Genomic DNA, 24,629 nt, shown 5'->3' with positions numbered 1-24,629 from the left:
CTCGACCTCGCGCGGGGTGATGTCCAGTGTGACGTCGGTGCCCTTGCGACGGACGACGAAGGTCAGCGGCTGCCCGAGCGGCGCCTTGTCGACGGCCCGCACCACGTCGTCGGCCGACTTGATCTCCACACCACCGACCGACACCGGGATGTCGCGCACCTTCAGCTTGCCGTCGGCGGGCAGGTCCTTCTCGACGTTCAGGACCTCGATCTCCGGGTCGACGTCGTAGCCGAGCTCGGTCAGCGCGGTCGCGACGGCAGCATCCCCGGGACGACACCATCTGGACGGCCGACTCGGTGTCACTGGACTCGTCGGTCTCCTCGGGGGCGTAGACCGAGTCGTAGGGATAGACCGCCTCGGACGGGCTGATCCACGCTCGCATGAGCTCCTCGAGGGTGACGTCCTCCTCGGGCTGGTCGACATAGATGGTCGTCAGCCTGAGCTCGCCGTCGTCGCGGTAGGCCTCGTGCCCCGAGACCTCGATGATCTCCCTGCCGTCCGGCGCGGCCGGGATGTCGACGCTCGGTCCGGGCCGGTAGGTGACATAGGGCAGCGGCTGCGTGCCGACGACCACGAAGAGCCCGAGCAGCAACGGCACGGCCAGCAACCCCGCAAGCGTCCGCCGACTCATGACGTCACCCTCTCAAATGCCTGCAAGCCCCCGGCACACCGACCGGCCGGGGATCGCACCAATCCGTCGACCGGAGTGACTCCGAACACAGCACAATCCCGGCTCACAGACGAGTCCGGGGCAGCACGCGTCGGCGTACGAACCCTGCAGATCCGACGCGTGCCGACATCAAGGAGTAGTTGTCCATGACTAGCTCACGACCCACCAAGCGACAAGGGGCAGTAGCCCTCGCCTGCGCCGGCGGACTGCTGACGGCAGTCGGCTTCGCCGGGCTCGGTCCGCTCTCTGCCACCGCGTCCAGTCACCGAGAGGCACCGCTCATCTCGGGCACCCCTGCAGTACGACACGACAGACGTCTATGCGTTCCGCAGCCCGGAGAAGCAGAGCACCGTCACCCCGGCTGCCAACTGGCTTCCCTTCCGGGAGCCGGCGGGTGGTCCGAACTTCTACAGCTTCGCCACCGACGCGCAGTACGACATCCACGTCGACAACAACGCGGATGCCAAGCCCGACGTGACGTTCCGCTGGACGTTCAAGGACCACTACGTCTCGGACGAGACGTTCCCTGGCAGCCACCGGTCCGGTGACGTCGCTCAAGGACAAGAACCTGAACTACTACCAGACCTACAAGCTGGTCAGGATCTCCAAGAGCGGCAAGACCAAGACCGTCGTCAACAACCGCCGCGTGGCTCCGTCCAACATCGGCGCGGCCTCGATGCCCGACTACGCCAAGCTGCGCAACGAGGCGACGATCAAGGTCGGCAAGAACGTCAAGTCCTTCGCCGGCCGGGCCGAGGACTCGTTCTTCCTCGACCTGCGGGTCTTCGACCTCCTGTACGGCGGTGACCTCTCCGAGGCCGGCGACGACACGCTCGCAGGTTTCAACGTCCAGTCGGTGGCACTTCAGGTGCCGCAGAGCTGGGTGGCGAAGAAGCAGAACGCCAAGAAGAACCCGATCATCGGTGTCTGGTCGACGACGCAGAAGAAGTCGGCCAACGGCAAGTTCCAGCAGATCTCCTGCCCGGGCAACCCGCTGGTCAACGAGGTCGTCATCCCGCTCAAGCTGAAGGACGCCTTCAACGGTCTCAAGCCGACGGGTGACGCTGCGGCGCTCAAGTACGTCACGCACCCCGAGCTGCCCAAGCTGGTCGAGGCCGTCTACGGCATCGAGGCACCCAAGACGCCGCGCAACGACCTCGTGTCGGTGTTCCTCACCGGTGTCAAGGGCCTGAACATGCCCAAGGGCAAGATCACGCCGAGCGAGCAGCTGCGCCTCAACATGTCGATCCCGGTCACGGCTGAGCCCAACCGGCTCGGTGTGATCGCGGGCGACAACCGGGGCTTCCCGAACGGCCGCAGGCTCGGTGACGACGTCATCGACATCGCTCTGCAGGTCGTCGAGGGTGAGCTCGTGGGAAGTCCCAACGACACGGGTGACGGCGTGAACGCCAACGACGTCGCCTTCGGTGACACCTTCCCCTACCCGGCTCTTCCGGCCAGTGGCAGCAACGCCGACCCGCACCCCTCCACGGGTGCTGCGGCGAAGCAGTCGAGTGACCGGGGCGGACTGCTCGGCATCGTGCCGAGCCGCAACAAGTCCATGGCCGCGATCGGCGTGGGGCTGATGGCCCTGATCGCCGGCATCGGTGGCGCCACCCGCCGCCGCAAGGCCTGACCCTCCCAACCTGCCCGGCCGCGCGAGCATCCGTCGCGCGGTCGGGCAGCACCACCGATCCATCGGTAGGAGCCCGTTCACATGCGTAGAAGCCTGACCGCCATCGGCATCGGCGTCGCCCTCGCCGTCTCCGGGGGCATCGGTGTCGCCAGCACGACCGACTCCGAGCCCGTGTCCCCCACCGGGTCAGTCGCGCGGGTCGTCCCCGACTCCGGCCGGGACCTCGCGGCCTCCATCACCGCGCTCCAGACCACGCTGCGCCGGCTGCCTGCCGACTACGTGTCCCGGGCCAACCTCGCCGTCGCCTATGTCGAGCAGGCCCGCATCACCGGCAACGCCTCCTACTACGACAAGGCCGACGAAGCCGCCGCCCCGCTCCTTCGACATCGAGCCGGACGACAACTTCACCGCCCCGGCCGCCACAGCCGCGATCCACGCCGCCCGCCACGACTTCGCGGAGGCACTGGACAACGCCGAGCAGGCCCTCGAGATCAATCCCCGCGACACGGGTGCACTGGCCATCCGTGTCGACGCGCTCAACGAGCTCGGCCGCTACGACGAACAGCTGCGGGCCCTGCGGATCGCCGACCGGCTCCAGCCGAGTACGCCGATCGCCGCGCGCTACTCCTACGCCTACGAGCTCCGGGGCGACCTGGACCGGGCCGGTGACATCCTGCGCCGCGCCTCGGCCAACGGCAGCCGCGCGGACAAGGCGTACGTGCTGACCCTGCGCGCCGACATCCTGCGCAAGCAGGGTCGCCTCGCGGCCGCCGGTCGCGACCTCGACCTCGCCCGCCAGATGGTGCCGACGTACCTGCCCGCCCCGGTCTCCGAAGCCCGTCTGGAAACCGCGCGCGGCGACCTCGAGGCAGCGGTGGCGACCCGGCAGGACGTGGTCGCCCAGCAGCCGTTGCCCGAATACGTCATCGAGCTCGGCGAGCTGCTCCTCCACCTCGGCCGGACCGGCCGGGCCGACGCCCAGTTCGAGGTCGTCCGCACCACCATCCAGCTGCTCGACGCGAGCGGCGTCGACACCGACCTCGAGACGGCGTTGTTCGAGGCCGACCACGGCTCGCCCGCGGAGGCGCTGCGCCGGGCCCGGTCCGAGTGGGACCGCCGGACCAGCGTCCACGTCGCCGACGCCTACGCATGGGCCCTGCACCGCTCCGGACGTGACTCCGAAGCACTCCCGATCGCCCGGGCCGCGACCCGGCTCGACAGCCCCGAGGCGAGGTTCTGGATCCACCGCGGCACCATCGAGTCGGCCTTGGGCATGACCGACGCGGCCCGCACCCACCTGCGGCGCGGCCTCGCCACCGACCCCGGCCTCTCGCCGTGGCAGCGCGACGAGGCACGGGCCACCCTCTCCGGGATCGAAGGCACCCGATGAGAACCGTTGCGCGTCTCCTGCTCGCCCTCGGCGCGATCACCGCCTGCCTCTTCGTGACCGCGGCACCGGCCTCGGCTCACCCGCTCGGCAACTTCACGATCAACCGCTACACCGGCATCCTCGTCTCCCCGACCGGCGTCGAGGTCGATCACGTGGTCGACCCGGCCGAGGTCCCGACCGCCCAGCTGGGCAACGCGATCGACGACCTGCCGGCCCTCGCGGAGCGCGAGTGCGCCACGACCGCTCGCGGGCTCGACCTCTCGGTCACCGGGACCGCCGTACCCCTCACGCTCGAGAGCTCGTCCGCGTCGACCACGGACGGGGAGGGCGGGCTGCCCATCACCCGGATCACCTGCACCTACTCCGGCGCGGCCGACATCGGCGCCGGCGAGGTCACCTTCGACGACCGGACCGCACCCGGTTCGGTGGGCTGGCGAGAGGTCACCGCGGTCGGCGACGAGATGACCCTGACCAGCTCCGACGTGCCGGCCGAGAGCACCAGCGACCGCCTCACGTCCTATCCCGAGGACCTGCTGCAGTCCCCGCTGGACGTCACGTCCGCGACCCTTGTCGTCTCCCCCGGCGGCCCGGCGGGTGTCCTGCCCGGAAGCGGCGACACCGACCCGACCGCCACGGACGGCAGCTGGCTCTCGACGCGTGCCACGGCACTGCTGGGCGACAGCGGCTGGCTGGCCGCGGGCCCGGCACTCCCGGCCGCACTCGCCCTCGGCGCCACCCACGCCCTCTCCCCCGGCCACGGCAAGACGGTGATGGCCTTCTACCTCTCCCAGCGCGGCGACTCGTCGGTCCGGTCGGCCTTCGCCGTCGGCAGCGCGGTCACGGCCGCGCACACGGGCTCCGTCCTGCTGCTGGGCCTGCTGGTCTCGTTGAGCAGCGCCTTCGTGCCTGCCCGGCTCTACCCCCGGCTCACCCCGGCCACCGGACTCCTGATCGTCGGGCTCGGGGTCTACCTGCTCGCGCGACTGCGTTCGGTCGACGTGGACGGTGGTCATGGCCATGGCCATGGCCATGGCCATGGCCACGGCCACGGCCACGGCCACGGCCACGGCCATGGGCACGGGCACGGGCACGAGGACGGGTCCGTGGCTGTCGCCACGCGCGTCGCCGTACCGGTCGAGACCCAACCCGCTGCCACGCCCGGCCGCTGGGGCGTGTGGGTGATGGGTCTCGTCGGCGGCCCGGTGCCGAGTCCGTCCGCGTTGCTGCTGCTCCCGGCTGCCGTCGCCCTCGGCCGAGCCCGGTTCGGCTTCGCCCTCGTGGTCGCGTTCGGCATCGGGATGGCGGTGTCCCCGGCCGCGGTCGGCCTGCTCGCACGCGACCCGGTGCTGCGCCTCGAGGGCCTCGCCGAGCGACGCGGCTTCCTCGGCGGCAACGTTCGGACGTTCCTGCGCTACGGCGCCGCGATCGGCATCTGTGGCGTGGGAGCCGCGTTGGTCATCCGCACCGTCCTGCAGCTCTGATCAACGGCGGGTGGGACGCACCGCGATCCCGGTGCTGCGGTCGGGCTCGCGGGCCGGACGCACCGGGTGCTTGCTGCGGTGGTCCTTCTCGAGCGCCTTCTGCAGACGTTGTACGGCGACGTCGCGATCGACCTCGCCACGGCCCTCGCGGCCCAGCCAGCTGACCCACACCATGGCGCCGACGGTCACCGGGGCGGGCACCACGAGCCAGAGCAGGATCTCCACGACCTCAGGGTAGGCCGACCCACTCCTCCGCACCGTCGGCGAAACGCTGGTGCTTCCAGATCGGCACCTCGGACTTCAAGGTGTCGATCAGTGACCGCGACGCGTCGAAGGCCACGCCACGGTGGGCGGCGGTGGTCGCGACGATGACCGCGATGTCCCCGATCGCCGGGTGCCCGACGCGGTGTACGGCGACGAGTCCGTGCACGTCGTACGCCCCCGCCACCCGGTCGCAGACGTCGCGCAGCCGCGCCGGGGCCGTCGGGTGGGCGGAGTAGTCGAGGGAGGTGACGCCCTGTCCGCCGTCGTGGTCGCGCACCCGGCCGACGAAGAGCGTCAGCCCGCCGGCCGCGTCGTCGTCGAGGGCGGCGACCACTTCGCCGACATCCAGCGGCTCGTCGCGGATCTCGACGAGGCGGACTGCTGTGTGCGAGGGAGCCTGCGTCATGGTTCGAGTGTAGGTAACCGCTGGGGCGCGGTGAGTACGGTTGAGCCATGAGTGAGAACCCCGGTGATGGACCGGACGAGCAGAACCCCTTCAAGGGCACGCCGTTCGAGCAGCTGTTCAGCGGGATGGCCGCCGGTGGCCAGATGCCCGACCTGAGCTCGCTGATGAACCAGATGCAGGCCTTCATGCAGCCCCACGACGGCCCGGTCAACTGGGCGGTCGTCACGGACACCGCGCGCAAGCTGTCCTCCCGAGAGCCCGACCCGACGCCGACGCAGGCCCAGCGCGACGCAGTCGCCGACGCCGTGCGGCTGGCGGACCACTGGCTCGACGACGCGACCGACTTCCCCTCCGGCGTCACCACCACGGCCGCCCGGAGCCGCGCCGAGTGGATCGTCGAGACCACCGACGTCTGGAAGCGCCTCGTCGAGCCGATCGCCGGCGCCGCGGTCGGCGCTCTGGGCAACGCCCTGCCGGAGGAGGCCCGCGCGATGGCCGGGCCGCTGCTGGGCATGATCGGCAAGGCCACCGGCGCGATGGTCGCCGCCCGGGTCGGCCGGGGGCGTGGGCGCGCTCTCCAACGAGGTGCTCGGCGCCTCCGACATCGGCCTGCCCCTCGGCCCCGACGGCAAGGCGGCACTGCTGCCCGGCAACGTCGAGAAGTTCGCCGCCGAGCTCGACGTCAGCACCGACGACGTGCTCCTCTACCTCGCCCTGCGCGAGGCCGCGCACCAGCGCCTCTTCGCCAACGCGAAGTGGCTGCGCGAGCACCTGATCGGTGCGGTCACGGCGTACGGCGAGGGCATCGAGATCAACACGGCCGGCATCGAGGAGAAGCTCCGCGAGATCGACCCGACCAACCCGGCGGCTATGCAGTCGGCGATGGAGGGCGGGCTCTTCGACCTCGCCAAGTCTCCCGCCCAGCAGGCCGCCCTCGAGCGCCTCGAGATCACGCTCGCGCTCGTCGAGGGCTGGGTCGACGAGGTCGTCTCGCAGGCGACCGAGCCCCCGGATGCCCAACGCCGCGAAGCTCCGGGAGACCGTCCGCCGCCGCGCGGCGGGTGGTCCGGCCGAGGAGACCTTCGCCGCCCCGGTCGGTCTCGAGCTGCGCCCAAGGCGACTCCGCGACGCGTCGACGTTGTGGGGTTCGCTGCGGACCCGGCAGGGCACCGAGGGCCGCGACGGCGTGTGGATGCACCCCGACCTGCTGCCCACGGCGGCCGACCCGGACGACCCGCTCGGGTTCCGCGAGGACGCCGCCACGCCGCAGACACTGTCCGACGAGGACTTCGACGCCGGGTTGCGCGAGCTCCTCGACGGTCCGGACGACAGCCCGGACGACAGCACGCAGTGATCCACGACGACGCGCTCGCCCTGCTGGCGGGCTGGACCCCACCGAGCCCGCACGACGGTGCGCTGCGTGACCGCTACGTCGCGCACCTCCAGCAGCACCCGGACGGGCTGCTCAAGGCGTGCTTCCCCGACCACGTGACGGCGGGGGCGATCGTCGTGTCCCGAGCCGGCGACGCCGTGCTCCTCAACCACCACCGCAAGGCGGACGCCCGGCTCGCGTTCGGTGGCCACATCGAACCGCAGGACGCCACGCTGGCCGACGCGGCGCGGCGCGAGCTGCGGGAGGAGTCCGGGCTGACGGTCTTCGACTTCGACCCGAATCCCCTCTCCCCGGACGAGCACGCGGTCGACTTCTGCTCCGACCGCGGCACCGTGCACCACCTCGATGTGCGGTTCCCGGCGACGGCCGAGCCCGACGGCGAGCACGTCGTCAGCGACGAGTCGCTCGACGTGCGCTGGTGGCCGGTCGACGCCTTGCCGAGGACGTTCGACGACATGTACCGCCTGATCGATGCCGCCGTCGAGCGGGTGGATCAGTCGACCTCGGCCTCGCCCGAGTCGTCGTAGCCGTCCGGCAGCTCCATCCGCGCCGCTGACGACCAGCCGGCGAGGTAGCCCTTCGCCCGCTCGGACTTGGGATAGCGGTCGACCCACGCCCAGAACTTCGGCCCGTGGCCGGGCTCGAGCAGGTGCGCGAGCTCGTGGATCAGCACGTAGTCGACGACCCGGGGCGGCATCTGCTGCAACCGCACGGAGAGCCGGATCGACCGGTCACCGGGCGTGCACGAGCCCCACCGCGACTTCTGGTTGGAGACCCAGCGGACGCTGCCCGGGGTGGCGAGCCCGCCGAGCCACGTGTCGTTGAGCGCGGCGGCACGCGCGAGCAGCTCCTCGTCGCTCGGCTTGCGCCGCGACTCCTTGCGCTCGATCCGCGCCACCATGTCGGCGACCCACTTGGCCTCGTCGCGCTTGCTCATGGACGCGGGGATCAGCACCACGATGAGGTCGCCCTCGCGGTAGGCCGACACCGTCCGCCGACGGCGCTTGGAGCGGCGGACCTCCACCTCAGACATGGTTGGCCCACTCGAGGAGACGCTCCCGCGGCCGGGTGTTGACGATCCGGTCGGCGTCGATGCCCGCCTCCTGCGCCCGCTCGCAGCCGTAGTCGAGCATGTCGAGCTGGCCGGGCGCGTGCGCGTCGGAGTCGATGGAGAACAGGCAGCCGAGGTCGCGGGCAAGCTCGAGCAGCTGGGTCGGCGGGTCACGCCGCTCGGGCCGCGAGTTGATCTCGACCGCGGTGTTGTTGTCGCGGCAGGCCTCGAAGACCGCCCGCGCGTCGAACTGGCTCTGGTTGCGGGTCCCGCGATTGCCCGTCACGAGCCGTCCGGTGCAGTGCCCGAGCACGTTGGTGCGCGGATTGCGCATGGCGCCGACCATCCGTCGCGTCATCGCGTCGGCGTCCATCGCCAGCTTGGAGTGGACGCTCGCGACGCGGACGTCGAGCCGGGCCAGCAGCTCGTCGGTCTGGTCGAGCGAGCCGTCGTCGAGGATGTCGACCTCGATGCCCTTGAGCAGGGTGAACGCGCCACCGAGGTGCACGTTGATCGCCTCGACGACACCCAGCTGGCGGGTCAGGCGTTCGGGGCTCAGACCTCGAGCGACCTTCAGCCGCGGCGAGTGGTCGGTGAGCACGAGGTAGTCGTGTCCCAGCTCCATCGCCGTCATCGCCATCTCCTCGATGGGCGAGCCGCCGTCGGACCAGTCGGAGTGGGAGTGGCAGTCGCCACGCAGCAGCGCCCGCAGCTCGCGACCACCGCTGGCCAGCGGTCCGGCGTGCTCGGCCTCCAGCTTGGCGAGCCGCTCAGGAACGACCCCGCGACACGCGTCGGCGATGACGGCCGCCGTGCTCGGCCCGATCCCGGCCGGGTCGGTGAGTGTGCCGGCCTCGGCGCGCGCCGCGACCTCTTGGGCACCGAGCGGCAGGATCACCGCGGCGGCCGACCGGAAGGCCCGGATGCGGCGCGTGTCCTCACGCGCGCTCGAGCAGGAAGGCGATCCGCCGCAGGGCCGCGACCGGGCCGCCGACGTAGTCACTCATCGCGTCTCCCAAGAATTTCTTTGCTCCACAGGGGGTCTCTCACCATTGTGGCTGGTCATGGCCTCGGCGCACCGCCCCGCCGGGCGTGTCCCCCACAACCTCGTCCCCGCAAAGGGCCCGGTTGTCCACCGCGACCCGCGCGTCGTCCACACCTTGTCCACAGGCCAGTCCACAGCCGTGGATGGACCCCCGTTGACCGCGCGAACCGGCGTCTCATAGGTTTGCCCCCAGATGAGGCCCTCGGCCCCGTCGGGCTCGACCAGCGTGGGGAAGCGCTTGGTCGGACGCCAGCGGACCGAGGGCCTCTTCTACCTTGTACGGCGATCAGTTGCCGTCGAAGACCGGCGACCGCTTCTCGCGGCTGGCCGCGATGCCCTCCCGGAGGTCGGCCGTGGCCAGCGTCATCGGCTGGGCCAGTGCCTCCCACTGCAGGGCGGACTCGAAGTCGGCGTGACCGCCGTCGGCCAGCGCGATCTTCGTGAGCTTGGTGGCGATCGGGGCGGTGGCCGCGATGTCGGCAGCGATGGCGAGCACGTCGTCGTCGAAGGACGCGCTCTCGATCACCCGGGAGACGAGACCGATGCGCAGCGCCTCCTCCCGCCTCGACCACGCGACCGGTGAGCAGCAGGTCGCGCGCGTGCGCCGGGCCCACGACGTTGGGCAGCAGGAAGGTGCCGGCCATGCCGGCGTGCATGCCCAGCTTGACGAACGGCACGCCGAGCTTGGCGCCGGTCGCGGCGTAGCGGATGTCGCAGGCCGGGGCGAGGCATAGCCCGGCACCGATGGCGTGGCCGTTGACCGCGGCGATGGTGGGCACCTCGAGCTTCCGGATCGAGAGCCAAGCACGGTAGAACGGCAGCATCCGGTTGCGGAGGTGGTCGACGCTCGCGTCCGGCTCGCTGGAGATCCAGCCGGTGTTGCCACCGGAGCAGAAGGCGGAACCCTCGCCGGTCACCACGACGGCTCGCACCGACCGGTCGGCGGCGATTTCCTCGATGGCACGCACCCATGACGCGGTCATCTCGTCGCTCATCACGTTGCGCATCGCGGGGTTGTCGAGCGTCAGCCGGACCACGCCGGGAGAAGGCCGATCGAGCCGGAGCTGGGCGTATTCGCCCGTGTTTTCAGACATGCGCGCCAGCCTACTGATCGCGCGTGTTGCGCCTGATCGCGAGCGGGGTTGGCGTAATGTCCATCACGGACCAGCGGCCCATCTCGTGCGGAGCCGTGCGTCCCCGACGGGCTTCCCCACCAAATCCCGTCGTGACGAGGCGAGAAAACAAGGAGGCCGTCATGGCGGAGACCCCGGAGCGGCGAGTTCTACTGCGTCAAGTGCAAGGAGAAGCGCGAGGCGGAGGGTGAGGTCAAGGTCAACGACAAGGGCACCCGGATGGCCAAGGGCGTCTGCCCCGTCTGTGGCACCAACCTCAACCGCATCCTCGGCAAGGCGTGACCTTCCCCCTGCGTGAGCAGTGGGCGGCGCCACCCCACGGGTGGCGCCGCCGCTGTCATTTCCGCACCGACCGGCAGCCTGTGGATGAGCGGATGCCGACCCCGTCGAAGCCTGCTTGAGTGTCGCCATGTCCACGATGCGCAGGGTGCGCGCCCGGGTGCACGCTCCCGCCTCCTGCCTCGCGCCCGTCACCGCCGTCCTCGACCTCGCCGGCCTCCGACCGAGCAGCCGGGCCGACGTCGCCCTCCTCGTCACCGACCGCGACGACCCGACCGAGGCCGACCAGTGGTCGGTCGACTCGTTGCCACACACGGTGGTCCGGCTCGGCCGGGAGTCGCTGCGGGTCGGTCCGTTCGTGCAGCCGGGAGTCACCGCCTGCCTGCGCTGCCCGGCGGTGGCCGGCGCTCCCGGTGCCGAGCGGCCTGCGGCGTACGCCGATCTCGACCCGGCCCCGGTGATGATGGCGCTCGCCCGGGCGGTGCGTGACCCGGTGACGTGGCAGGCGGGCGAGCTGCCGACGACGTGGTCGAGCACGGTCACCCTCGGCACCGACCTGCGTCCGGAAGTCACCCAGTGGCCACGACACCCGCACTGCGGTTGCTCGTGGGGAGCGTCGCTGGGCGTCGGCTGATCCGGTCACCACCTGCCCGATCACCACCGGGCGCTGTCGAGCTTCCCCTCGATCGCACGCAGGTGGGTGCGTGAGCACTCCTCGCAATAGCTGCGCCGCCGCCCGTTCTCGACCGAGGTCGTCCACGTCAGCGTCTCGGCGTCGGCGGCCTGCCGACCGCACATGTCACATGTCCGCATGCGTCGCACGCTACGCCTCGAGAGCCGCCCGCGTGCCCCGAAATCGCCAAGACCGGCACGACCCGGACTGTTCCGTGTCGTGCCGGTCCTGCTGCATCACCCGCGATCAGGGCGAGCCCCCGTGTTTCGGTGCTGGTCCTAGATCGCGCGGGCGAGGGCGAGACGCGCCTGCTGCGCGGCCATTTCGGCCTTGCGGCTCATACGACGGGCCGGGGGCCAGCTGGTGGCCACGTCGCAGCTGCTGCGCCTCTCCCGGGCGCGTGGTCATCTGTGCGCGCCCGAGTCTTCTTGCATCGTGTTCATGTCGAATCCTTTGAAAGTTGTGTTGTTCATGGCGGGTGGAGCTCCGGGTTCAGCTTGAGAAGGTGCCGTCGCGTCACGCTGCGGCTTCGGTCTTGCGGGGTCGACCGCGGGGACGCTTGCGCGGGATCACCACGCCCCGGAGGAAGAGTTCGCCGCCCCAGACGCCCCACGGCTCACGCCGTTCGAGGGCACTGCTGAGGCACAAGGCCCTGGACCGGGCAGTCCTGGCACAGGGTCTTGGCGTACTCGACGTCGGACGGGGACTCGGCAAACCACAGCTCTGCGTCGTTGGTACGGCAGGGCAGCAGCTCGTCATCCACCTTGGCAGCCGCGTCGTGGAGGTCACCCAGGTCACCCTGGACGGCTTCGTCGGCTCGGTTGCGGTCGAGAACACTGATGGTCATGTGTGTCACCTCCTTCTCGTTGACCTGATCGCTGGTGCAGAAAACTTCTGGGAGCGGGCCGCGGCTCTTCGTCGGAGAAACGAAAAGGCCGCGAATCCCGGTGGGGATCCGCGGCTCGGAGGTGAGCCGATTCAGTGTTGTCAACTGATCGGCGGACTCCGGGCGTCGGATCCGGCCGTGCTGTAGCCGGCAGCGAGGCCCGTCACGCGGACTGCGGCAACCCGGCCGCGCACGACGTGGGAGGTCGGAGCGCAAATGGGCATGCCAAAGTCCGGCGTGAGAGCCGGCTTCTGCCAGTGAAGTTCTTCATTGCGATCCACCTCCTTCGGGTGAGTGAGCGCCGACCGGTGTCAGTGGTCGTGGTGCGCGATGGCTGATGGAGTAAAAGTAGCCGCTGCCCCATGTAATGGGCAAACCATTTTATGGGTATTTCTTCAGATTTCTTTGCCGGCCAGCACGGCGAGCACGTCGTCGCCGTACTTCGCCAGCTTGGAGGAGCCCACACCACTGATCCTGAGCAGTTCGCGCTCGTCAGCGGGACGGTGCTCCGCGATCAGCTGGAGGGTCGCGTCGGTGAAGACCACGAAGGCCGGGACGCTGTCGTCGGCCGCGCGCGCCGAGCGCCACTCGCGCAGTCGCTCGAAGAGCGCCTCGTCGTAGGACGCGGGGCAGTCGGCGCAGCGGCCGATCTTCTTCTCCGACGGGGAGGCGAGCGCGCCGCCGCACTCGCGGCAGTGCCGGGCCTTGCGGTTGCGGCTCGTCGTTCCGGTCACCGCGGCTGAGCGCTCGACCTCGGCCACCCCGTCGAGGAACCGGGACGGCTTGCGGGAGCCGCGGCCGCCGGGGTTGCGGGCCAGCGCCCGGGGAGATCGACAGGTGCTTGCGGGCCCGGGTGACGCCGACGTAGAGCAGGCGGCGCTCCTCCTCGATCGCGGCCGGGGTCTCGGCGTAGGTGATCGGCAGGGTGCCGTCCTGCATGCCGCACAGGAACACCGCGTCCCACTCCAGCCCCTTGGCGGTGTGCAGCGTGGCGAGGGTGACGCCGTCGGCGATCGGCGCGTGCTGCTCGGAGGCGCGTCGGTCGAGGTCGTCGACGAGGTCGCCGAGGCTGGCCGTGGGGTGCTCACGGACGAATTCGGCCGCCCGGTCCACCAGCGCCTGCAACGACTCCCACCGGTTGCGGGTCTCGCCGCGGGTGCCGGGCGGCTCCGGGGTCCAGCCCATCCCGGAGAGGGTCGCCCGGACGAGGTCGGTGACCGACCCCTCGGACTGGCCACCGCGGGCGGTCCCGCGCAGCAGGGTGACCGCCTGACGGACCTCGGCCCGGTCGAAGAAGCGAGCGGCGCCGCGCACGACGTAGGGGATCTTGCGACGGGTGAGGGCGTCCTCGAACGTCTCGGACTGCGCGTTGATCCGGAACAGGATCGCGATCTCGCCGGCCGGCGTGCCGGCGGAGCGCAGGGTCGCGATCTTGTCCGCGGCGGCACCCGCCTCGGCGACCTCGTCGGTGTGGGCCCGGTAGGTCACCTCGGGTCCGGCCGGCTGCTGCGCCCTCAGTTCCACTCCCTTGCTCGGCGTCCCCGCCAGCATCTTGTTGGCGGCGCCCACGATCTGCGGCGAGGAGCGGTAGTTGCGCACCAGCTCGACCGACGTCGCGGCCGGGAACTTCTTGGTGAAGTCGCGGAGGTAGGACGCGTTGGCGCCGGCGAAGGAATAGATCGTCTGGGCCGGGTCGCCGACGACGCAGATCTCGTCTCGCCCGCCGAGCCAGAGGTCGAGCAGCGCCGACTGGAGGGGCGACACGTCCCGGAACTCGTCGACGACGAGCCACTTGTACTGCCTGCGGACCTGCGCGGCGACGGCCTCCTCGTCGGCCAGCAGGCCGGCCGCGAACAGCAGCACGTCCTCCATGTCCATCCGGGTCTGGCCGCGCTTGATCTCCTCGTAGCCCTCGTAGACCCGCGCCACCGAGTCGGGGTCGAGCTGGGAGACCGACCTTCCTCGCTGGGCGGCGACGCGCGTAGTCGTCGGGCGAGACGTTGCTGACCTTGGCCCACTCGACCTCGCTGGCGAGGTCGCGCAGTAGTGCCCGGTCGGTCTGGATCCGCTGCCGCCGGGCAGCCCCGGCCAGCAACCCGATCTTGGAGTCGATCAGCTCGGGCAGCTCGTGCCCGTGCACGCGGCCAGAAGTAGCGCAGCTGACGCAGCGCCGCGGAGTGGAAGGTGCGGGCCTGCACTCCCCCGGCTCCGAGCGTGCGGAGCCGCCCGCGCATCTCGCCTGCCGCGCGAGTCGTGAAGGTCACCGCGAGGACCTCGGTCGGGGCGTAGACGCCCGACGCGACGCCGTACGCGATGCGGTGCGTGATGGCCCGGGTCTTGCCGGTCCCGGCGCCGGCGAGCACCCGCACGGGTCCGCGGATCGCCTCGGCGACCTGGCGCTGCTCGGGGTCGAGAGCGGCCAGCAGCTCGTCGGGCGTGGGCATGAGGGTGGAACAACTCCCGGGGGTGGATGGTTGGGGCTTGCGAACACTCAGAAACCCTAGACGTCAGGACGGACAACGCCTCATGAGCAGCAGCTTCACGATGTACAGCACTCCCGGTGTGGCTACTGCCACCGGCTCAAGGGCCAGCTCGACCGGGAGGGCATCAGCTACGAGGTCGTCGACATCGAGCAGGACCCCGACGCCGCGTTCATCGTGGAGCAGGCCAACGGCGGCAACCAGACCGTGCCCACGCTGGTCTTCACCGACGGATCCGCGCAGACCAACCCGTCACTGGCGCAGGTCAAGGCGAAGATCGCCGCCCTCGCCTGATCGAGCCTGATCAGCAGCGCGACTCGAGGGTCGCGAGTCCAGACCCGCTGAGGTTGGCGCACGCCGACCCGCGCCCGGTCGCGGCCATCAGCAGGTCGATGCCCCGACCCCGGACGGTCAGGCCGGCGCCGTGCTGCCAGTCCACGTCCGTGGCGACGAGGGCGATCCCGTCGATCCGCCGCTTGGTGCCGATCAGGGTGTTGGACCCTTGGAAGAACTCGAGGCACGCCTCCACCGCCTCGGCGGGGTAGTCGTGGGAGATGCCGAGCGGACGACGGATGTCCTCGGCGTGGATGATCGTCTCGCCCAGCCGGGCGGTCTTCGGTCCGGCGGCGCCTTCTTCGAGTGCTGGATCGCCCGGAAGCTCGCGAGCGTCTCGGCCGGCGTGAACCCGATGTGCTTGATGATCCCGCGGTCGGCGAACTCCGAGAACCGGAAGCCGCTGCGGACGATCCCGACGCCGAAGCCGAGCGGGCCGGTGTGGGCCGTGCTGACCATGTGCGCCAGCGTGTGGTGGACCGTCCACTCCGCGTTCAGCGAGGGCGTCTCCCACTGCTCGTCGGTCAGTCCGGCCGGGTCGTCGGCGAGCGCTCCGCGCTCGGCCGCCACGGTCTCCCACATGTGCTTCACGGGCGGAAGACTAGATCACCAGCCGGCGACCAATGGCGACCCCAGCCACGCCTCCATCAGCGACGACGAGATGGACACCCCGCCGGGCACGACGATGCCGGCGCCGGTCTCCCCGCGCAGGTCGGCACGGCTGAACCATCGCGCCTCCACCACCTCGGTGCCGTCGACGTCGATCTCCTCGCTCAGCGCCCGCCCGGTGAAGCCGAGCATCAGGCTCGAGGGCAGCGGCCGGGGCTGGTTGCCGAAGTAGGCGACCTCGCCGACGAGGACGCCCGTCTCCTCCATCACCTCGCGGCGCACGGCGTCCTCCGGGGGTCTCCCCCGGCTCGCAGAAGCCGGCCAGCGTCGAGAACCGCTTCTCCGGCCACGACGCGTTGCGTCCCAGCAGGATACGTTCGTCCTCGCTGCCGGGCTCACCGAGCGTGATGGCCATGATCACCGCCGGGTCGGTGCGTGGGAACTGCGACTTGCCGCACGACGCGCACCGCAGCTCGTGCCCCGCGTGGGTCGATTCGAGCCCGCCTCCGCAGCGCGGGCAGAAACGGTGTGCCCAGTGCCACTCCGCCAGTCCGACGGCGTGGAAGAGCCACGGCACCTCGGCCGTCAGCGCCTCGTCGCCCGCGATCACCCGCGGGAACAGGCGCGCAGGCCCTGCCACTCCTCCTTCTCCCCGGGTACGGCGCCCGGGTCGGCGATCACCGCGAAGCGGGTCACGCCGTCGGCGTGGCCGAGCAGCAACCGCGTCCCTTCGGGCGCGTCCGCGGCAGCGACCCGGGGGGACGGCGCCGTCGACCGGGCGCAGCCGGGTGCCGGACAGCACCAGCACGCGGGTCGAGGAGTCGGCCCAGCGTTCGGCGATCCAGTCCTCATCCGTACGCCGCATCCCCTCCCGGTCGTGCGCGTGCGCGGACAGGGCGACGTGGGGCAGCTCGCGGGTCACGGGTTCTAGGGTGCCAGCATGAGCGAGCGAAGCGAGCGAGTCATCCAACACAGCGCGGATAGTGCCTCATGCGCGCACGGAGCGAAGCGAGTACGTGCATGAGCATCCACATCGCCGCCACCCCCGGAGAGATCGCCCCCGTCGTCCTGATGCCCGGCGACCCGCTGCGGGCGAGGTGGATCGCGGAGACCTTCCTCGACGACGCCAAGTGCTACAACGAGGTCCGCGGCATGTACGGCTACACCGGCTTTGGCGTGGCCAGCGCGTCTCGGTGCAGGGCTCCGGAATGGGCCAGCCGTCACTCGCGATCTACGTCAACGAGCTCTTCCGCGACTACGACGTCGAGTCGATCATCCGGGTCGGTTCGTGCGGCGCCGTCACCGAGAAGGTGGCCGTCCGCGACGTCATCCTCGCCAGCGGTGCGTGCACGGACTCGTCGATGAACACCCACCGCTTCGGTGGCTACGACTACGCGCCGGTCGCCGACTTCGGCCTCCTGAGTCGTGCGTACGCCGCCGCGCTGGCCCTGCCCGACACCACCACGCACGTCGGGCTGATCATGTCGAGCGACTCGTTCTACTCGCCGCGACCCGAGCTCATGAAGCCGATGGTCGAGCACGGGGTCCTCGCGATCGAGATGGAGGCCAGCGCGCTCTACACGCTCGCTGCGGCGAACGGGAGGAAGGCCCCGGCCGTGTGCACTGTCAGCGACCACATCGTCACCGGCGAGGAGACGACCTCGGCGGAACGCGAGCAGACCTTCGGCGCGATGATCGACATCGCGCTCACGGCTGCCCTCGCCTGACCTCCACGATCAGCCGGCCACGAGCGCCTCGAGCTCGGCGCGACCCGGCAACGCCTCGGGCTCGACCGTCCGTCCCGAGCGCACGTAGTGGAACGCGGCGCGCACCGACGTGATCGGCACGTCGTGGATCTCGGCCCACGCGAGGCGATAGATGGCGAGCTGGAGCGGGTCGGCAGACCCGGACCGGCCGGTCTTCCAGTCGACGATCAGGAACGTGCCGTCGTCCTCGCGGTAGACGGCGTCGATGCGACCGCGCACCACCTGCCCGGCGAGCACCAGCGCGAACGGCGCCTCGACCGCGTGGGGTGCTCGGTCGGCGAAGGGTCCCGACTCGAAGCTGTCGATGACGTCGCGCAGCTCACCCTCGTCGTCGATGCCGGCGTCGGCCCGGCCCCACAGCTCGTCGGGCTCGATCAACGCCTGCTGACCGAACCGCGCCTCCACCCACGCATGGAAGTCGGTGCCGAAGCGCGCCCTGGTGCGACGGTGGTCGCGGCATCGGCCGGGCCAGCTCGCGAGCAAGCGCGTCCGGGTCGTCGTGGAGCCGGGTGAGCGCGGTCGCGGACAGGCTCGACGGGAGGGGTACGGCGATGTCGGTGGCGCGGGACGCCCGGGCCTCGGCGAGGAGCTGACCGAGGTCGTCGTCCCAGTCGGCGACGCGGGCGGACTCGACCCAGTCGAGTCCCTCGTCGGGCGCCGTCGGGTCGCTGGCCAGCACCAGCTCGGCCGCGGCCAGCCGCCGGCGTGCTTCCTCACCCGGACCCGGCACCGGCCGGGGCCGCGACGGGTCGACAGCGTCGTTGGGGTTGGGTGACTTGGCGGGTGGCTTGTCGAGCCGAGCACCGACGGATGCTCCCCACTCCTCGAGCTGGTCGCGCACGACCTGCTGGTAGGTCGACGGGCCGAAGGGTGAGCTGCGTTGGCCCCAGACGTAGGACGTGACCGCGAGGTGGTGGGCGGCCCGGGTGAAGGCGACATAGCCGAGGCGCAGCTCCTCCTCGGCGTCGTGCTCGCGGGTGTCGGAGCGATAGGTGTCGAGCGCGGCCTTGTCGTAGCCGCGCAGCTGCGGCTGGTCGGCCCGGTCGCCACGCAGCGGCGCCGGGAGCACGGCCGGAGAGCTCGTCCACAAGGTGCGGGAGCGGTTGCTCGGGGAAGCGCGTCTCGCCGACGCCGACGCAGAAGACGGATGACCACTCGAGGCCCTTGGCCCGGTGGACCGTCAGCAGCTTGACCGAGTCGGCGGCGGTGGGGGTGGCGATGTCGAGGCCGTTGCCCCGGGTCGTCCTCGGCGGTGAGGTAGGCCAGCAGCGCGGGCAGTGTCACGTCGCCGTCGACCGACTGGAACTCCGCGACGGCCTTGACGAAGAGGTCGAGGTTGTCGCGGCGGGCGGCGGCGGCCGGCGCCGTGGCGGAGGCCAGCTCGACGTCGACCCCGGTGGTGTCGATGACGCGCCGCACGACGTCGAGGAGCGGGTCGCCGACATGGGCGCGGAGTCGGCGCAGCTCGCCGGCGAGCAGGCCGAAGCGCTCGCGCCTCGGGCGAGTAGGGGGCGTCACCCGGGTCGGCGAGCGCGTCACTGAGTGCGGGCAGCTCGGAGGTGTCGATGCCGTCGGCGATCCGCAGCAGCTGCTGGGCGATGGACGCGGCCTCACTGCGGTCGCGACCACCGCCGATCTCGGCCGCCCGCTCGGCCAGCAGCCGGAGGTCCCGAGGTCCGATGGCCCAGCGCGGCCCGGCCAGCAGCGTCAGCACCGCGGCGTTGGCCGTGACGTCATGGAGCAGGGAGAGCGTCGCCACCACCTCGGCCACCTCGGGCAGCCGGATCAGGCCGGAGAGTCCGACGATCTCGACCGGGATGCCGGCGCCGGTGAGCGCGTCGTAGACCTCCTCCGCCCGGGCGTTGTCGCGGCTGAGCACGCCGATCTCAGCCCGGGGGCGTGCCTGCGTCGTGGACGGCTTGGACGGCACCGGCGAGCCACGCCAGCTCGTCGACGGCCCGCTCGAAGACATGGGTCTCCACCAAGCCGTCGCCTCGTCCGTCGGCTGCCCGGAGCCGGGCCACCTTGTCGCCGTACGTCGCCAGCAACGGCTCTGCCAGCCGGTTGGCGACGTCGAGGATGCGTCGAGTCGGAGCGCCGGTTGACCGTGAGCGGCAACCGGCCGGGCTCGCCGTGGGCGGCCGGGAAGGTCTCGGCGAAGTTGAGGATGTTGGACACCGAGGCGCCGCGCCAGCCGTAGATGGCCCGGTTGGGGTCGCCGACCGCCATCACCGGGTGCCCTGGGCCCGAATCGACGTCGGGGCCGGAGAACAGGCGCGCGAGCATCGTGGCCTGGGCGACGGAGGTGTCCCGGTATTCGTCGAGCAGCACCACCTTGAAGCGGCCCCGCTCCACGACTCCGACGTCCGGCTGCTGGTCGACGAGGCGGGCAGCCAGCGCGATCTGGTCGCCGAAGTCCATCAATGCGAGGTCGGCCTTGAGGCGTCGGTAGCCGGCCACCAGCTCGAGCAGCTCGGCTCGCCGGTCGAGGGCGTTGACGGCCTTGTCCATCGCGTCGAGGTAGGTCTTGCGGGCCTTGCCCTGCATCTCCTCCGCGCGGGCGAGCTCGAAGCCGAGGCGCGCGTCGTCGTCCACGCGCCGGACGTCGCCGGCGTCGACGAGGTGCTCGCTCATGGCGCTGTCGAGGGCGAGGAGGTTCTGGATGACGGTGGCCGGGTGGTCGGAGAGCAGCTCGATGTGGCCGGTGAAGCGGTCGATCACGCGGGCGCCGAGCTGGTAACGAGACGCGTCGGACACGACGCGGGTGTCGGGCTCGTGCCCGATCCGCAGCCCGTGATCGGTGAGCAGGCTGCCGGCATAGGCGTGGTAGGTCGCGACCGTGGGCTCGAGGACGTCCTCGCCCTCGACCACGAGCGACTGATCGAGGAGACCGGCAGCGGTCAGGGCGACGTTGACCCGGCTGCGCAGCTCCGCCGCGGCCTTGGTGGTGAACGTGAGGCCGAGGACCTCCTCGGGACGGACCTGCCCGGTCGCCACGAGGTAGACCACGCGCTGCGCCATCAGCGTGGTCTTGCCACTGCCGGCGCCGGCGACGACGACGGTGGGGCGCAGGTCTGCGGTGATCGCCTGCCACTGCTCGGGGCTCGGGGCGTGCCCGCCCATCAGCGCCTGCAGGTCGGCCGGTGTATCGAGGCGGATCGGGGAGCGGGCGCTCACTGGACGGTCACCGACCCGGCGCCCTTGGCGGGGCAGATGGAGACGAACGTGCAGTCGCGGCAGTGCTGTCCGGGCACCGCGGGGAACGTCTCGGTGCGGATGAGGGTCGCGGCCCGGGCCGGGCCGACCCGCAGCTGCTCGCGCTCGGGCCCGTCATCGGCGTGCGCCTCCTGCACCCTGGACCTTGGCCGTGGTGCTGTCGTCCTGGATGCCGAGCTGGACCAGCTCGGCCCCGCCGGAGCTGGTCTGGCGGCCGAGGCGCCCGTCGAGAGCGCCCGCGTCGACGGCGTACTGGTACAGAGCAAGCTGGAGGTTGCCCTTCACCGCCGGAGCGGTGGGGGCGCCACGACTGGTCTTGAAGTCGACGACGACGACGTCGCCGTCCGCGGTGAGCTCCAGCCGGTCGGCGGTGCCGTTGAGGGCGACCCGGTGTCCGTGCACCTCCACCACTGTCTTGAACCTCGTCTCCGAGTCGACGAACTCGCGTTTGTTGGACTCGTGCCACTCGACAAAGCGGGCGATCGCCTTGCGCACCCGGTCGTGCTCGCGCTTGCGCGACCCGGGGCGTGCGGAACGCGAGCCGTCCCCACACGGCGTCGACCTCGACCATCAGGGTGTCGACGTCGGCCGCGAGCTCGCCGGTGGCGACCCCGCTCGGCGAGTGCGTGCACGATCTGGCCCGGAGTTGGCCGCCCGGTGGGCCGCGGAGACGCCGCCCGCCTCGCGGGCGAAGAACCATTGGGCCGGGCAGGTCATCAACGACTCGAGCATGCTGGCCGACACCGGGACGGGCCGCTCGGGGTCGCGCACCGGGAGCGCGGACCGCGACGCGGGCGCGGGTGCCCCACCGGGTCGACGGGTCGGCGTGGGGCACGAGCGGACGGCCGCCGGCCTCCTCTGCGGCGAGCGCCGCGAGCCGTCGGGCGGCGGCCTCGCGCAGCGGCTCGGACGTGGCCGGGTCGGCGACGGAGCGGCGGAGCTCGGCCACCGGGCCGCCCAGCGACAATGGCCGCGGCGGTCGCCCGTCGCGGTGCTCGGGGGTGATCTCGAGCTCGGCCGGGAAGCGCGACGGTTGCTCGCCATCGTCGTCGGTCGACCTCACGGCGGTGACGACGAGCCGCTTGCAGGGCGCGGGTGCAGGCGACGTAGAAGAGGCGGCGCTCCTCCATCAGCAGGGCGCGTGCCGTGACGGGCGGCACGAGGTCAGGAGTGCCCGCTGCGTCCAGCCCGATCCGGTCGGCACCGAGCAGGCTGGAGCGACGTCGCAGGTCGGGCCAGCCCTCCTGCTGCACGTGCGCGACCACGACCAGCTCCCACTCGAGCCCCTTGGACCGGTGGGCGGTGAGCAGGCGGACGGACGACCCGCGCACGCCGCGCTCGGCGAGGGTGTCGCCGGGAATCTGCTGGGCGACGAGGTTGGAGAAGAACGCGGCGACGCCGACGTGGTCGCGGTGCTCGACAGCGCGCGGTCACCTCGAAGAGCGCACAGATCGAGTCGAGGTCCTTGTGCGCGCGGCGCGCTCGCCCCGCCCCCGGTCGACCCGGCGTCGCAACCGCTCGGGCCACGTGGTGCCGGACCACAGGTGCCACAGCACGTCCTCGACGCTCGCACGCTGCTCCAGCAGGGCTGCCCCCGCGCGCAGCAGGGACGCGAGGGCCCGGCAGCGCTCGACCTCGGGCCCGTCGAGGTCGGCGAGGAATCCGTCGGCCACCACGGCGAGCCGCAACAGCTCGCGGCTCGTGCGGGGCGCATCGCCGACCTTGTCGCGCGCGCAGGCGGCGCGTGAGGGAACGCAGGTCGCCGGCGTCGAGCCCGCCGAGCGGTGAGAGCAGCAGCGACTCGATGCGGCCGGGGTCGAGGAAGTCGGGCGAGTCGGGGTCGGTGTTGTCGAGGTTGACCACGGCCCGGAGCCCGTCGAGCAGCGGCAGCACCGCCGGGTCGCGCACCAGCGGCACGTCGTCGGATGCAACCTCGACCGGGACGCCGGCCGCGGCCAGCGCTCGCCGCAACGGCGGGATCGAGGCCCGGCCCGATCGGACGAGCACGGCCATCTGCGACCAGTCGATGCCGTCCTCCGGGTGCGCGCGACGCAGCAGGTCGGCGAGGTGCTCGGACTCGGCGCGGTCGGTGTCGAAGGTGTGGATCTCGACCCGCCCCTCCCCGTGCGGCCCGGGGACCGCCTCCGGGGACAGGAACGCCTCGCGCGCGTCGGTGCCGATGCTGCCGGTCAGCGGCAGCCGTGCCGAGATCCGGCCTGCCGCCAGCAGCAGCCGCGCCCCGAACCGGCGGGTGCGGCGCAGCACCAGCACGGGCGCCCGCTCCCCCGACGAGGTCGGGAACTGCCCGGGGAAGTCGAGGATGCCCCGGACATCGGCGCCGCGGAACCCGTAGATCGACTGGTGCGGGTCGCCCACCACGGTGAGGTTGCGCCCGTCGCCCGCGAGCGCCCGCAACAGCGCCCCCGGCCGGGGTCGGTGTCCCGGTACTCGTCGACGAAGACGTGGGTGAAGCGGGCCCGCAGCTCGTCGCGGTGGGCCTCGGCCGTGATCACCGCGCGACGGATCAGGTCGGGATAGTCCGTGGCGCCGAGGTTGTCGAGGATCGTGAGGTATTGCTCGAGGAAGAGACCGGCGGCCACGAACTCCGGGAGCCCGTTGTCGGCGCCGAGGGCCGACAGTCCCGACGGGTCGAGTCCCTTCTCCCGGGAGCGCGACAGCACCGCGTGCACCTCACGGGTGAAGCCGCGGGTGCCGAGCGCGCTCTTCAGCGACTCCGGCCACGCGACCGCTTCGGGGTTGTCGGTCAGCAGCTCGCGGAGCACCACGTCGGCCTCCGGCGCGGACAGCAGCCGCAGGGGCGCGTCGTAGAGGTCCAGCGGGCTGTAGGCACGGATCAGCGAATAGGCGAAGGAGTGGAAGGTCGAGCACGTCGCCGCCGACGTGGTGCGCCCCACCCGGGCGGTCACGCGGTCGCGCAGCTGCTCGGCGGCCTTGCGGGAGAAGGTCAGCGCCAGCACTGGTCGGGGTGGACGCCGCGCTGCTCGATCAGCTCGGCGATCGCCTCGACCAGCGTGGTGGTCTTGCCGGTGCCCGGCCCGGCCAGCACGAGCAGTGGCCCGCCCGGGTGGGCGACGACGGACTGCTGGTCCTCGTCGAGGATGGGTGGCGCACCGACCGGCGCCGTCGCCCGGACCAGGGCGATAGCTCGTGCTCGGAGTCGGGGTCGCGGCCATGACTGCACTCAAACAGACGGCACCGACAACGCCGTCAGCGACTCACGCGTCGGCAGCCCGCTCGTTGTAGATCCCGGCCTCGTCCCGGCCGCTCAGCCCCCGCGATCGCCGCCATGATCTCGTCGGTGAGCAGGCGCCGGGCCTTGCCCAGCGGAAGGTCGGCGTACGCACTCGGCGAGATCGGCGCCCCGAAGGCGACGCTCACGGGCGCGAGCTTCGGCATCGACGCATCGACGGGCTGGACGTCCCGGGTCCCCTTCAGCCCCACCGGCACGACGGGCACGCCGGCCATGAGCGCGAGGTGCGCGACGCCGGTGCGTCCGCGGTAGAGCCGTCCGTCACGCGATCGGGTGCCCTCGGGATAGATGCCGAACGCCTCGCCGCGACCGAGCACCTCGAGCGCCGTGTCAAGGCTCGCGATGGCCGCCTTGCTGTCGTCACGGTCGACCGGCAGCATCCCCATGCCCTCGAACCACATCCGCTGCAGGGTCCCCTTGACCCCGGTGCCGGTGAAGTAGTCGGACTTCGCCGGGGAACACCACCTTGCGCGGCACCACGATCGGGATCATCGTGCTGTCGATGAAGCTGAGGTGGTTGCTGGCCGAGATCACCCCACCCGAGCGGGGCACGTGCTCGAGACCGGTCACGGTCGGGCGAAAGATCGCCTTGGCGACGGGCGGGACCACACGATGCACGGCGGCGAAGAACATGCTCGCCATTGTCC

The 24,629-nt window shown here is 71.5% G+C and carries 28 protein-coding genes and 10 pseudogenes; 11 read left to right on the top strand and 27 right to left on the bottom strand.

Annotated elements, in window-relative coordinates; all coding sequences use genetic code 11:
* Positions 1–78: 78 nt before the first annotated feature.
* Positions 79–423, bottom strand: a pseudogene (locus LP418_RS33875) (hypothetical protein); the annotation flags it as partial.
* A gap of 493 nt (positions 424–916) precedes the next feature.
* Between LP418_RS33875 and LP418_RS19270 the strand changes: the two are divergent.
* The 3 genes and pseudogenes from LP418_RS19270 to LP418_RS19260 all read left to right on the top strand — a co-directional run bounded on the left by LP418_RS19270 (position 917) and on the right by LP418_RS19260 (position 5,177).
* Positions 917–2,306 (top strand): annotated as a pseudogene (locus tag LP418_RS19270) (DUF4331 domain-containing protein).
* 307 nt (positions 2,307–2,613) lie between these two features.
* Positions 2,614–3,696, top strand: coding sequence for a tetratricopeptide repeat protein (locus LP418_RS19265; RefSeq protein ID WP_257953278.1), 1,083 nt, complete (start codon positions 2,614–2,616; stop codon positions 3,694–3,696).
* On the top strand, positions 3,693–5,177 hold the full coding sequence (locus LP418_RS19260) for a hypothetical protein (RefSeq protein WP_257953277.1): 1,485 nt from the start codon (positions 3,693–3,695) through the stop codon (positions 5,175–5,177). Before LP418_RS19265 ends, LP418_RS19260 begins: the two co-directional genes overlap by 4 nt.
* On the opposite strand, the gene LP418_RS19255 is transcribed toward LP418_RS19260, so the two are convergent.
* Both LP418_RS19255 and LP418_RS19250 read right to left on the bottom strand, forming a co-directional pair.
* Complete coding sequence (locus LP418_RS19255; RefSeq protein WP_257953276.1) at positions 5,178–5,402, bottom strand: hypothetical protein; 225 nt, start codon at positions 5,400–5,402, stop codon at positions 5,178–5,180.
* A 4-nt stretch (positions 5,403–5,406) separates the two neighbouring features.
* Entirely contained in the window at positions 5,407–5,847 is a 441-nt protein-coding gene (locus LP418_RS19250) for a molybdenum cofactor biosynthesis protein MoaE (protein ID WP_257953275.1), read from the bottom strand.
* Positions 5,848–5,894: 47 nt separating this feature from the next.
* On the opposite strand from LP418_RS19250, the pseudogene LP418_RS19245 reads away from it, so the two are divergent.
* From LP418_RS19245 to LP418_RS19230, 4 genes and pseudogenes are all read left to right on the top strand, one after another.
* Positions 5,895–6,347 (top strand): annotated as a pseudogene (locus LP418_RS19245) (zinc-dependent metalloprotease); the annotation flags it as partial.
* 64 nt (positions 6,348–6,411) lie between these two features.
* Positions 6,412–6,795 (top strand): annotated as a pseudogene (locus LP418_RS19240) (zinc-dependent metalloprotease); the annotation flags it as partial.
* Between the two features lie 64 nt (positions 6,796–6,859).
* Entirely contained in the window at positions 6,860–7,201 is a 342-nt protein-coding gene (locus LP418_RS19235; RefSeq protein WP_257957102.1) for a zinc-dependent metalloprotease, read from the top strand.
* Complete coding sequence (locus LP418_RS19230) at positions 7,198–7,767, top strand: NUDIX hydrolase (RefSeq protein WP_257957101.1); 570 nt, start codon at positions 7,198–7,200, stop codon at positions 7,765–7,767. The genes LP418_RS19235 and LP418_RS19230 overlap by 4 nt, the downstream gene beginning before the upstream one ends.
* Here LP418_RS19230 and LP418_RS19225 read toward each other — a convergent pair.
* The 4 genes and pseudogenes from LP418_RS19225 to LP418_RS33870 form a co-directional block, all read right to left on the bottom strand.
* Positions 7,734–8,273 (bottom strand): M48 metallopeptidase family protein, encoded by a 540-nt coding sequence (locus LP418_RS19225; protein ID WP_257953274.1) that lies wholly within the window; start codon positions 8,271–8,273, stop codon positions 7,734–7,736. The genes LP418_RS19230 and LP418_RS19225 overlap by 34 nt on opposite strands.
* Positions 8,266–9,294: a PHP domain-containing protein gene (locus LP418_RS19220; RefSeq protein ID WP_257953273.1), complete on the bottom strand. Its 1,029-nt coding sequence runs from the start codon at positions 9,292–9,294 to the stop codon at positions 8,266–8,268. The genes LP418_RS19225 and LP418_RS19220 overlap by 8 nt, the downstream gene beginning before the upstream one ends.
* A gap of 328 nt (positions 9,295–9,622) precedes the next feature.
* Positions 9,623–9,862 (bottom strand): hypothetical protein, encoded by a 240-nt coding sequence (locus LP418_RS19215; RefSeq protein ID WP_257953272.1) that lies wholly within the window; start codon positions 9,860–9,862, stop codon positions 9,623–9,625.
* A 94-nt stretch (positions 9,863–9,956) separates the two neighbouring features.
* Positions 9,957–10,319, bottom strand: a pseudogene (locus LP418_RS33870) (enoyl-CoA hydratase/isomerase family protein); the annotation flags it as partial.
* Between the two features lie 288 nt (positions 10,320–10,607).
* On the opposite strand from LP418_RS33870, the pseudogene LP418_RS19205 reads away from it, so the two are divergent.
* Both LP418_RS19205 and LP418_RS19200 read left to right on the top strand, forming a co-directional pair.
* Positions 10,608–10,751: pseudogene (locus LP418_RS19205) on the top strand (DUF5679 domain-containing protein); the annotation flags it as partial.
* Between the two features lie 127 nt (positions 10,752–10,878).
* On the top strand, positions 10,879–11,382 hold the full coding sequence (locus LP418_RS19200) for a hypothetical protein (RefSeq protein WP_257953270.1): 504 nt from the start codon (positions 10,879–10,881) through the stop codon (positions 11,380–11,382).
* 20 nt (positions 11,383–11,402) lie between these two features.
* Here LP418_RS19200 and LP418_RS19195 read toward each other — a convergent pair whose 3' ends face one another.
* From LP418_RS19195 to LP418_RS31180, 5 genes and pseudogenes are all read right to left on the bottom strand, one after another.
* Complete coding sequence (locus LP418_RS19195) at positions 11,403–11,546, bottom strand: hypothetical protein (protein ID WP_257953269.1); 144 nt, start codon at positions 11,544–11,546, stop codon at positions 11,403–11,405.
* 491 nt (positions 11,547–12,037) lie between these two features.
* On the bottom strand, positions 12,038–12,412 hold the full coding sequence (locus tag LP418_RS33865; RefSeq protein WP_442939954.1) for a WhiB family transcriptional regulator: 375 nt from the start codon (positions 12,410–12,412) through the stop codon (positions 12,038–12,040).
* Positions 12,413–12,702: 290 nt separating this feature from the next.
* The gene (locus tag LP418_RS31190) at positions 12,703–13,041 is read right to left on the bottom strand and encodes an HRDC domain-containing protein (RefSeq protein WP_336275763.1); all 339 of its coding nucleotides are present in this window, start codon (positions 13,039–13,041) and stop codon (positions 12,703–12,705) included.
* 151 nt (positions 13,042–13,192) lie between these two features.
* Positions 13,193–14,236, bottom strand: a pseudogene (locus tag LP418_RS31185) (ATP-dependent helicase); the annotation flags it as partial.
* A 263-nt stretch (positions 14,237–14,499) separates the two neighbouring features.
* Positions 14,500–14,751, bottom strand: a pseudogene (locus LP418_RS31180) (UvrD-helicase domain-containing protein); the annotation flags it as partial.
* Positions 14,752–14,833: 82 nt separating this feature from the next.
* On the opposite strand from LP418_RS31180, the pseudogene LP418_RS19180 reads away from it, so the two are divergent.
* Positions 14,834–15,081 (top strand): annotated as a pseudogene (locus tag LP418_RS19180) (mycoredoxin).
* A 10-nt stretch (positions 15,082–15,091) separates the two neighbouring features.
* Here the strand turns inward: LP418_RS19180 and LP418_RS19175 are convergent.
* Genes LP418_RS19175 through LP418_RS33860 form a run of 3 tightly spaced genes read right to left on the bottom strand, consistent with a single transcriptional unit; the run spans position 15,092 to position 16,651 of the window.
* Positions 15,092–15,316, bottom strand: a complete 225-nt coding sequence (locus LP418_RS19175; protein ID WP_257953268.1) for a hypothetical protein — start codon at positions 15,314–15,316, stop codon at positions 15,092–15,094.
* The gene (locus LP418_RS19170; protein WP_257957100.1) at positions 15,274–15,702 is read right to left on the bottom strand and encodes a maleylpyruvate isomerase N-terminal domain-containing protein; all 429 of its coding nucleotides are present in this window, start codon (positions 15,700–15,702) and stop codon (positions 15,274–15,276) included. The genes LP418_RS19175 and LP418_RS19170 overlap by 43 nt, the downstream gene beginning before the upstream one ends.
* 19 nt (positions 15,703–15,721) lie before the next feature.
* Positions 15,722–16,651 carry an NADH pyrophosphatase zinc ribbon domain-containing protein gene (locus tag LP418_RS33860; RefSeq protein WP_442939953.1) on the bottom strand — a complete coding sequence of 310 codons (930 nt, stop codon included), beginning with the start codon at positions 16,649–16,651 and terminating at the stop codon, positions 15,722–15,724.
* Between the two features lie 94 nt (positions 16,652–16,745).
* On the opposite strand from LP418_RS33860, the gene LP418_RS19155 reads away from it, so the two are divergent.
* Entirely contained in the window at positions 16,746–17,456 is a 711-nt protein-coding gene (locus LP418_RS19155; RefSeq protein ID WP_257953267.1) for a DeoD-type purine-nucleoside phosphorylase, read from the top strand.
* 9 nt (positions 17,457–17,465) lie between these two features.
* On the opposite strand, the gene LP418_RS19150 is transcribed toward LP418_RS19155, so the two are convergent.
* From LP418_RS19150 to LP418_RS19100, 12 genes and pseudogenes are all read right to left on the bottom strand, one after another.
* Complete coding sequence (locus tag LP418_RS19150; RefSeq protein WP_257953266.1) at positions 17,466–17,900, bottom strand: PD-(D/E)XK nuclease family protein; 435 nt, start codon at positions 17,898–17,900, stop codon at positions 17,466–17,468.
* Positions 17,815–18,585, bottom strand: a complete 771-nt coding sequence (locus LP418_RS19145) for a hypothetical protein (protein WP_257953265.1) — start codon at positions 18,583–18,585, stop codon at positions 17,815–17,817. Before LP418_RS19145 ends, LP418_RS19150 begins: the two co-directional genes overlap by 86 nt.
* Before the next feature lie 90 nt (positions 18,586–18,675).
* On the bottom strand, positions 18,676–19,374 hold the full coding sequence (locus tag LP418_RS19140; protein WP_257953264.1) for a hypothetical protein: 699 nt from the start codon (positions 19,372–19,374) through the stop codon (positions 18,676–18,678).
* Complete coding sequence (locus LP418_RS19135; RefSeq protein ID WP_257953263.1) at positions 19,281–20,672, bottom strand: UvrD-helicase domain-containing protein; 1,392 nt, start codon at positions 20,670–20,672, stop codon at positions 19,281–19,283. Before LP418_RS19135 ends, LP418_RS19140 begins: the two co-directional genes overlap by 94 nt.
* Complete coding sequence (locus LP418_RS19130) at positions 20,669–20,848, bottom strand: PD-(D/E)XK nuclease family protein (protein WP_257953262.1); 180 nt, start codon at positions 20,846–20,848, stop codon at positions 20,669–20,671. Before LP418_RS19130 ends, LP418_RS19135 begins: the two co-directional genes overlap by 4 nt.
* Positions 20,826–21,206: a RecB family exonuclease gene (locus tag LP418_RS19125; protein ID WP_257953261.1), complete on the bottom strand. Its 381-nt coding sequence runs from the start codon at positions 21,204–21,206 to the stop codon at positions 20,826–20,828. Before LP418_RS19125 ends, LP418_RS19130 begins: the two co-directional genes overlap by 23 nt.
* A gap of 75 nt (positions 21,207–21,281) precedes the next feature.
* On the bottom strand, positions 21,282–21,443 hold the full coding sequence (locus LP418_RS19120) for a hypothetical protein (RefSeq protein ID WP_257953260.1): 162 nt from the start codon (positions 21,441–21,443) through the stop codon (positions 21,282–21,284).
* Positions 21,428–21,982, bottom strand: coding sequence for a hypothetical protein (locus LP418_RS19115; RefSeq protein WP_336276103.1), 555 nt, complete (start codon positions 21,980–21,982; stop codon positions 21,428–21,430). Before LP418_RS19115 ends, LP418_RS19120 begins: the two co-directional genes overlap by 16 nt.
* Positions 21,876–23,087, bottom strand: coding sequence for a hypothetical protein (locus LP418_RS31175; RefSeq protein ID WP_336275762.1), 1,212 nt, complete (start codon positions 23,085–23,087; stop codon positions 21,876–21,878). The genes LP418_RS19115 and LP418_RS31175 overlap by 107 nt, the downstream gene beginning before the upstream one ends.
* Before the next feature lie 113 nt (positions 23,088–23,200).
* Positions 23,201–23,778 (bottom strand): annotated as a pseudogene (locus LP418_RS19110) (UvrD-helicase domain-containing protein); the annotation flags it as partial.
* 161 nt (positions 23,779–23,939) lie between these two features.
* Positions 23,940–24,383: a lysophospholipid acyltransferase family protein gene (locus LP418_RS19105; RefSeq protein ID WP_257953258.1), complete on the bottom strand. Its 444-nt coding sequence runs from the start codon at positions 24,381–24,383 to the stop codon at positions 23,940–23,942.
* Positions 24,343–24,615, bottom strand: coding sequence for a 1-acyl-sn-glycerol-3-phosphate acyltransferase (locus LP418_RS19100; protein WP_257953257.1), 273 nt, complete (start codon positions 24,613–24,615; stop codon positions 24,343–24,345). Before LP418_RS19100 ends, LP418_RS19105 begins: the two co-directional genes overlap by 41 nt.
* Between the last annotated feature and the right edge of the window lie 14 nt (positions 24,616–24,629).

The sequence above is a fragment of the Nocardioides sp. B-3 genome (genome assembly GCF_024703895.1).
Taxonomy (GTDB): domain Bacteria; phylum Actinomycetota; class Actinomycetes; order Propionibacteriales; family Nocardioidaceae; genus Nocardioides.
The sequence above is the reverse complement of the archived record's forward strand: the minus strand, read 5'-3'. Positions and strand labels throughout refer to the sequence as shown.

Bases quoted from the DNA above. Each gene is read 5' to 3' on its own strand.
- LP418_RS19260 (WP_257953277.1), top strand. From the start codon at position 3,693: ATGAGAACCGTTGCGCGTCTCCTGCTCGCCCTCGGCGCGATCACCGCC.
- LP418_RS19170 (WP_257957100.1), bottom strand. From the start codon at position 15,702: ATGTGGGAGACCGTGGCGGCCGAGCGCGGAGCGCTCGCCGACGACCCG.
- LP418_RS19120 (WP_257953260.1), bottom strand. From the start codon at position 21,443: ATGCTCGAGTCGTTGATGACCTGCCCGGCCCAATGGTTCTTCGCCCGC.
- LP418_RS19105 (WP_257953258.1), bottom strand. From the start codon at position 24,383: ATGTGGTTCGAGGGCATGGGGATGCTGCCGGTCGACCGTGACGACAGC.
- LP418_RS19250 (WP_257953275.1), bottom strand. From the start codon at position 5,847: ATGACGCAGGCTCCCTCGCACACAGCAGTCCGCCTCGTCGAGATCCGC.
- LP418_RS19225 (WP_257953274.1), bottom strand. From the start codon at position 8,273: ATGTCTGAGGTGGAGGTCCGCCGCTCCAAGCGCCGTCGGCGGACGGTG.
- LP418_RS19100 (WP_257953257.1), bottom strand. From the start codon at position 24,615: ATGTTCTTCGCCGCCGTGCATCGTGTGGTCCCGCCCGTCGCCAAGGCG.
- LP418_RS19200 (WP_257953270.1), top strand. From the start codon at position 10,879: ATGTCCACGATGCGCAGGGTGCGCGCCCGGGTGCACGCTCCCGCCTCC.
- LP418_RS19265 (WP_257953278.1), top strand. From the start codon at position 2,614: ATGTCGAGCAGGCCCGCATCACCGGCAACGCCTCCTACTACGACAAGG.
- LP418_RS19235 (WP_257957102.1), top strand. From the start codon at position 6,860: ATGCCCAACGCCGCGAAGCTCCGGGAGACCGTCCGCCGCCGCGCGGCG.
- LP418_RS19195 (WP_257953269.1), bottom strand. From the start codon at position 11,546: ATGTGCGGTCGGCAGGCCGCCGACGCCGAGACGCTGACGTGGACGACC.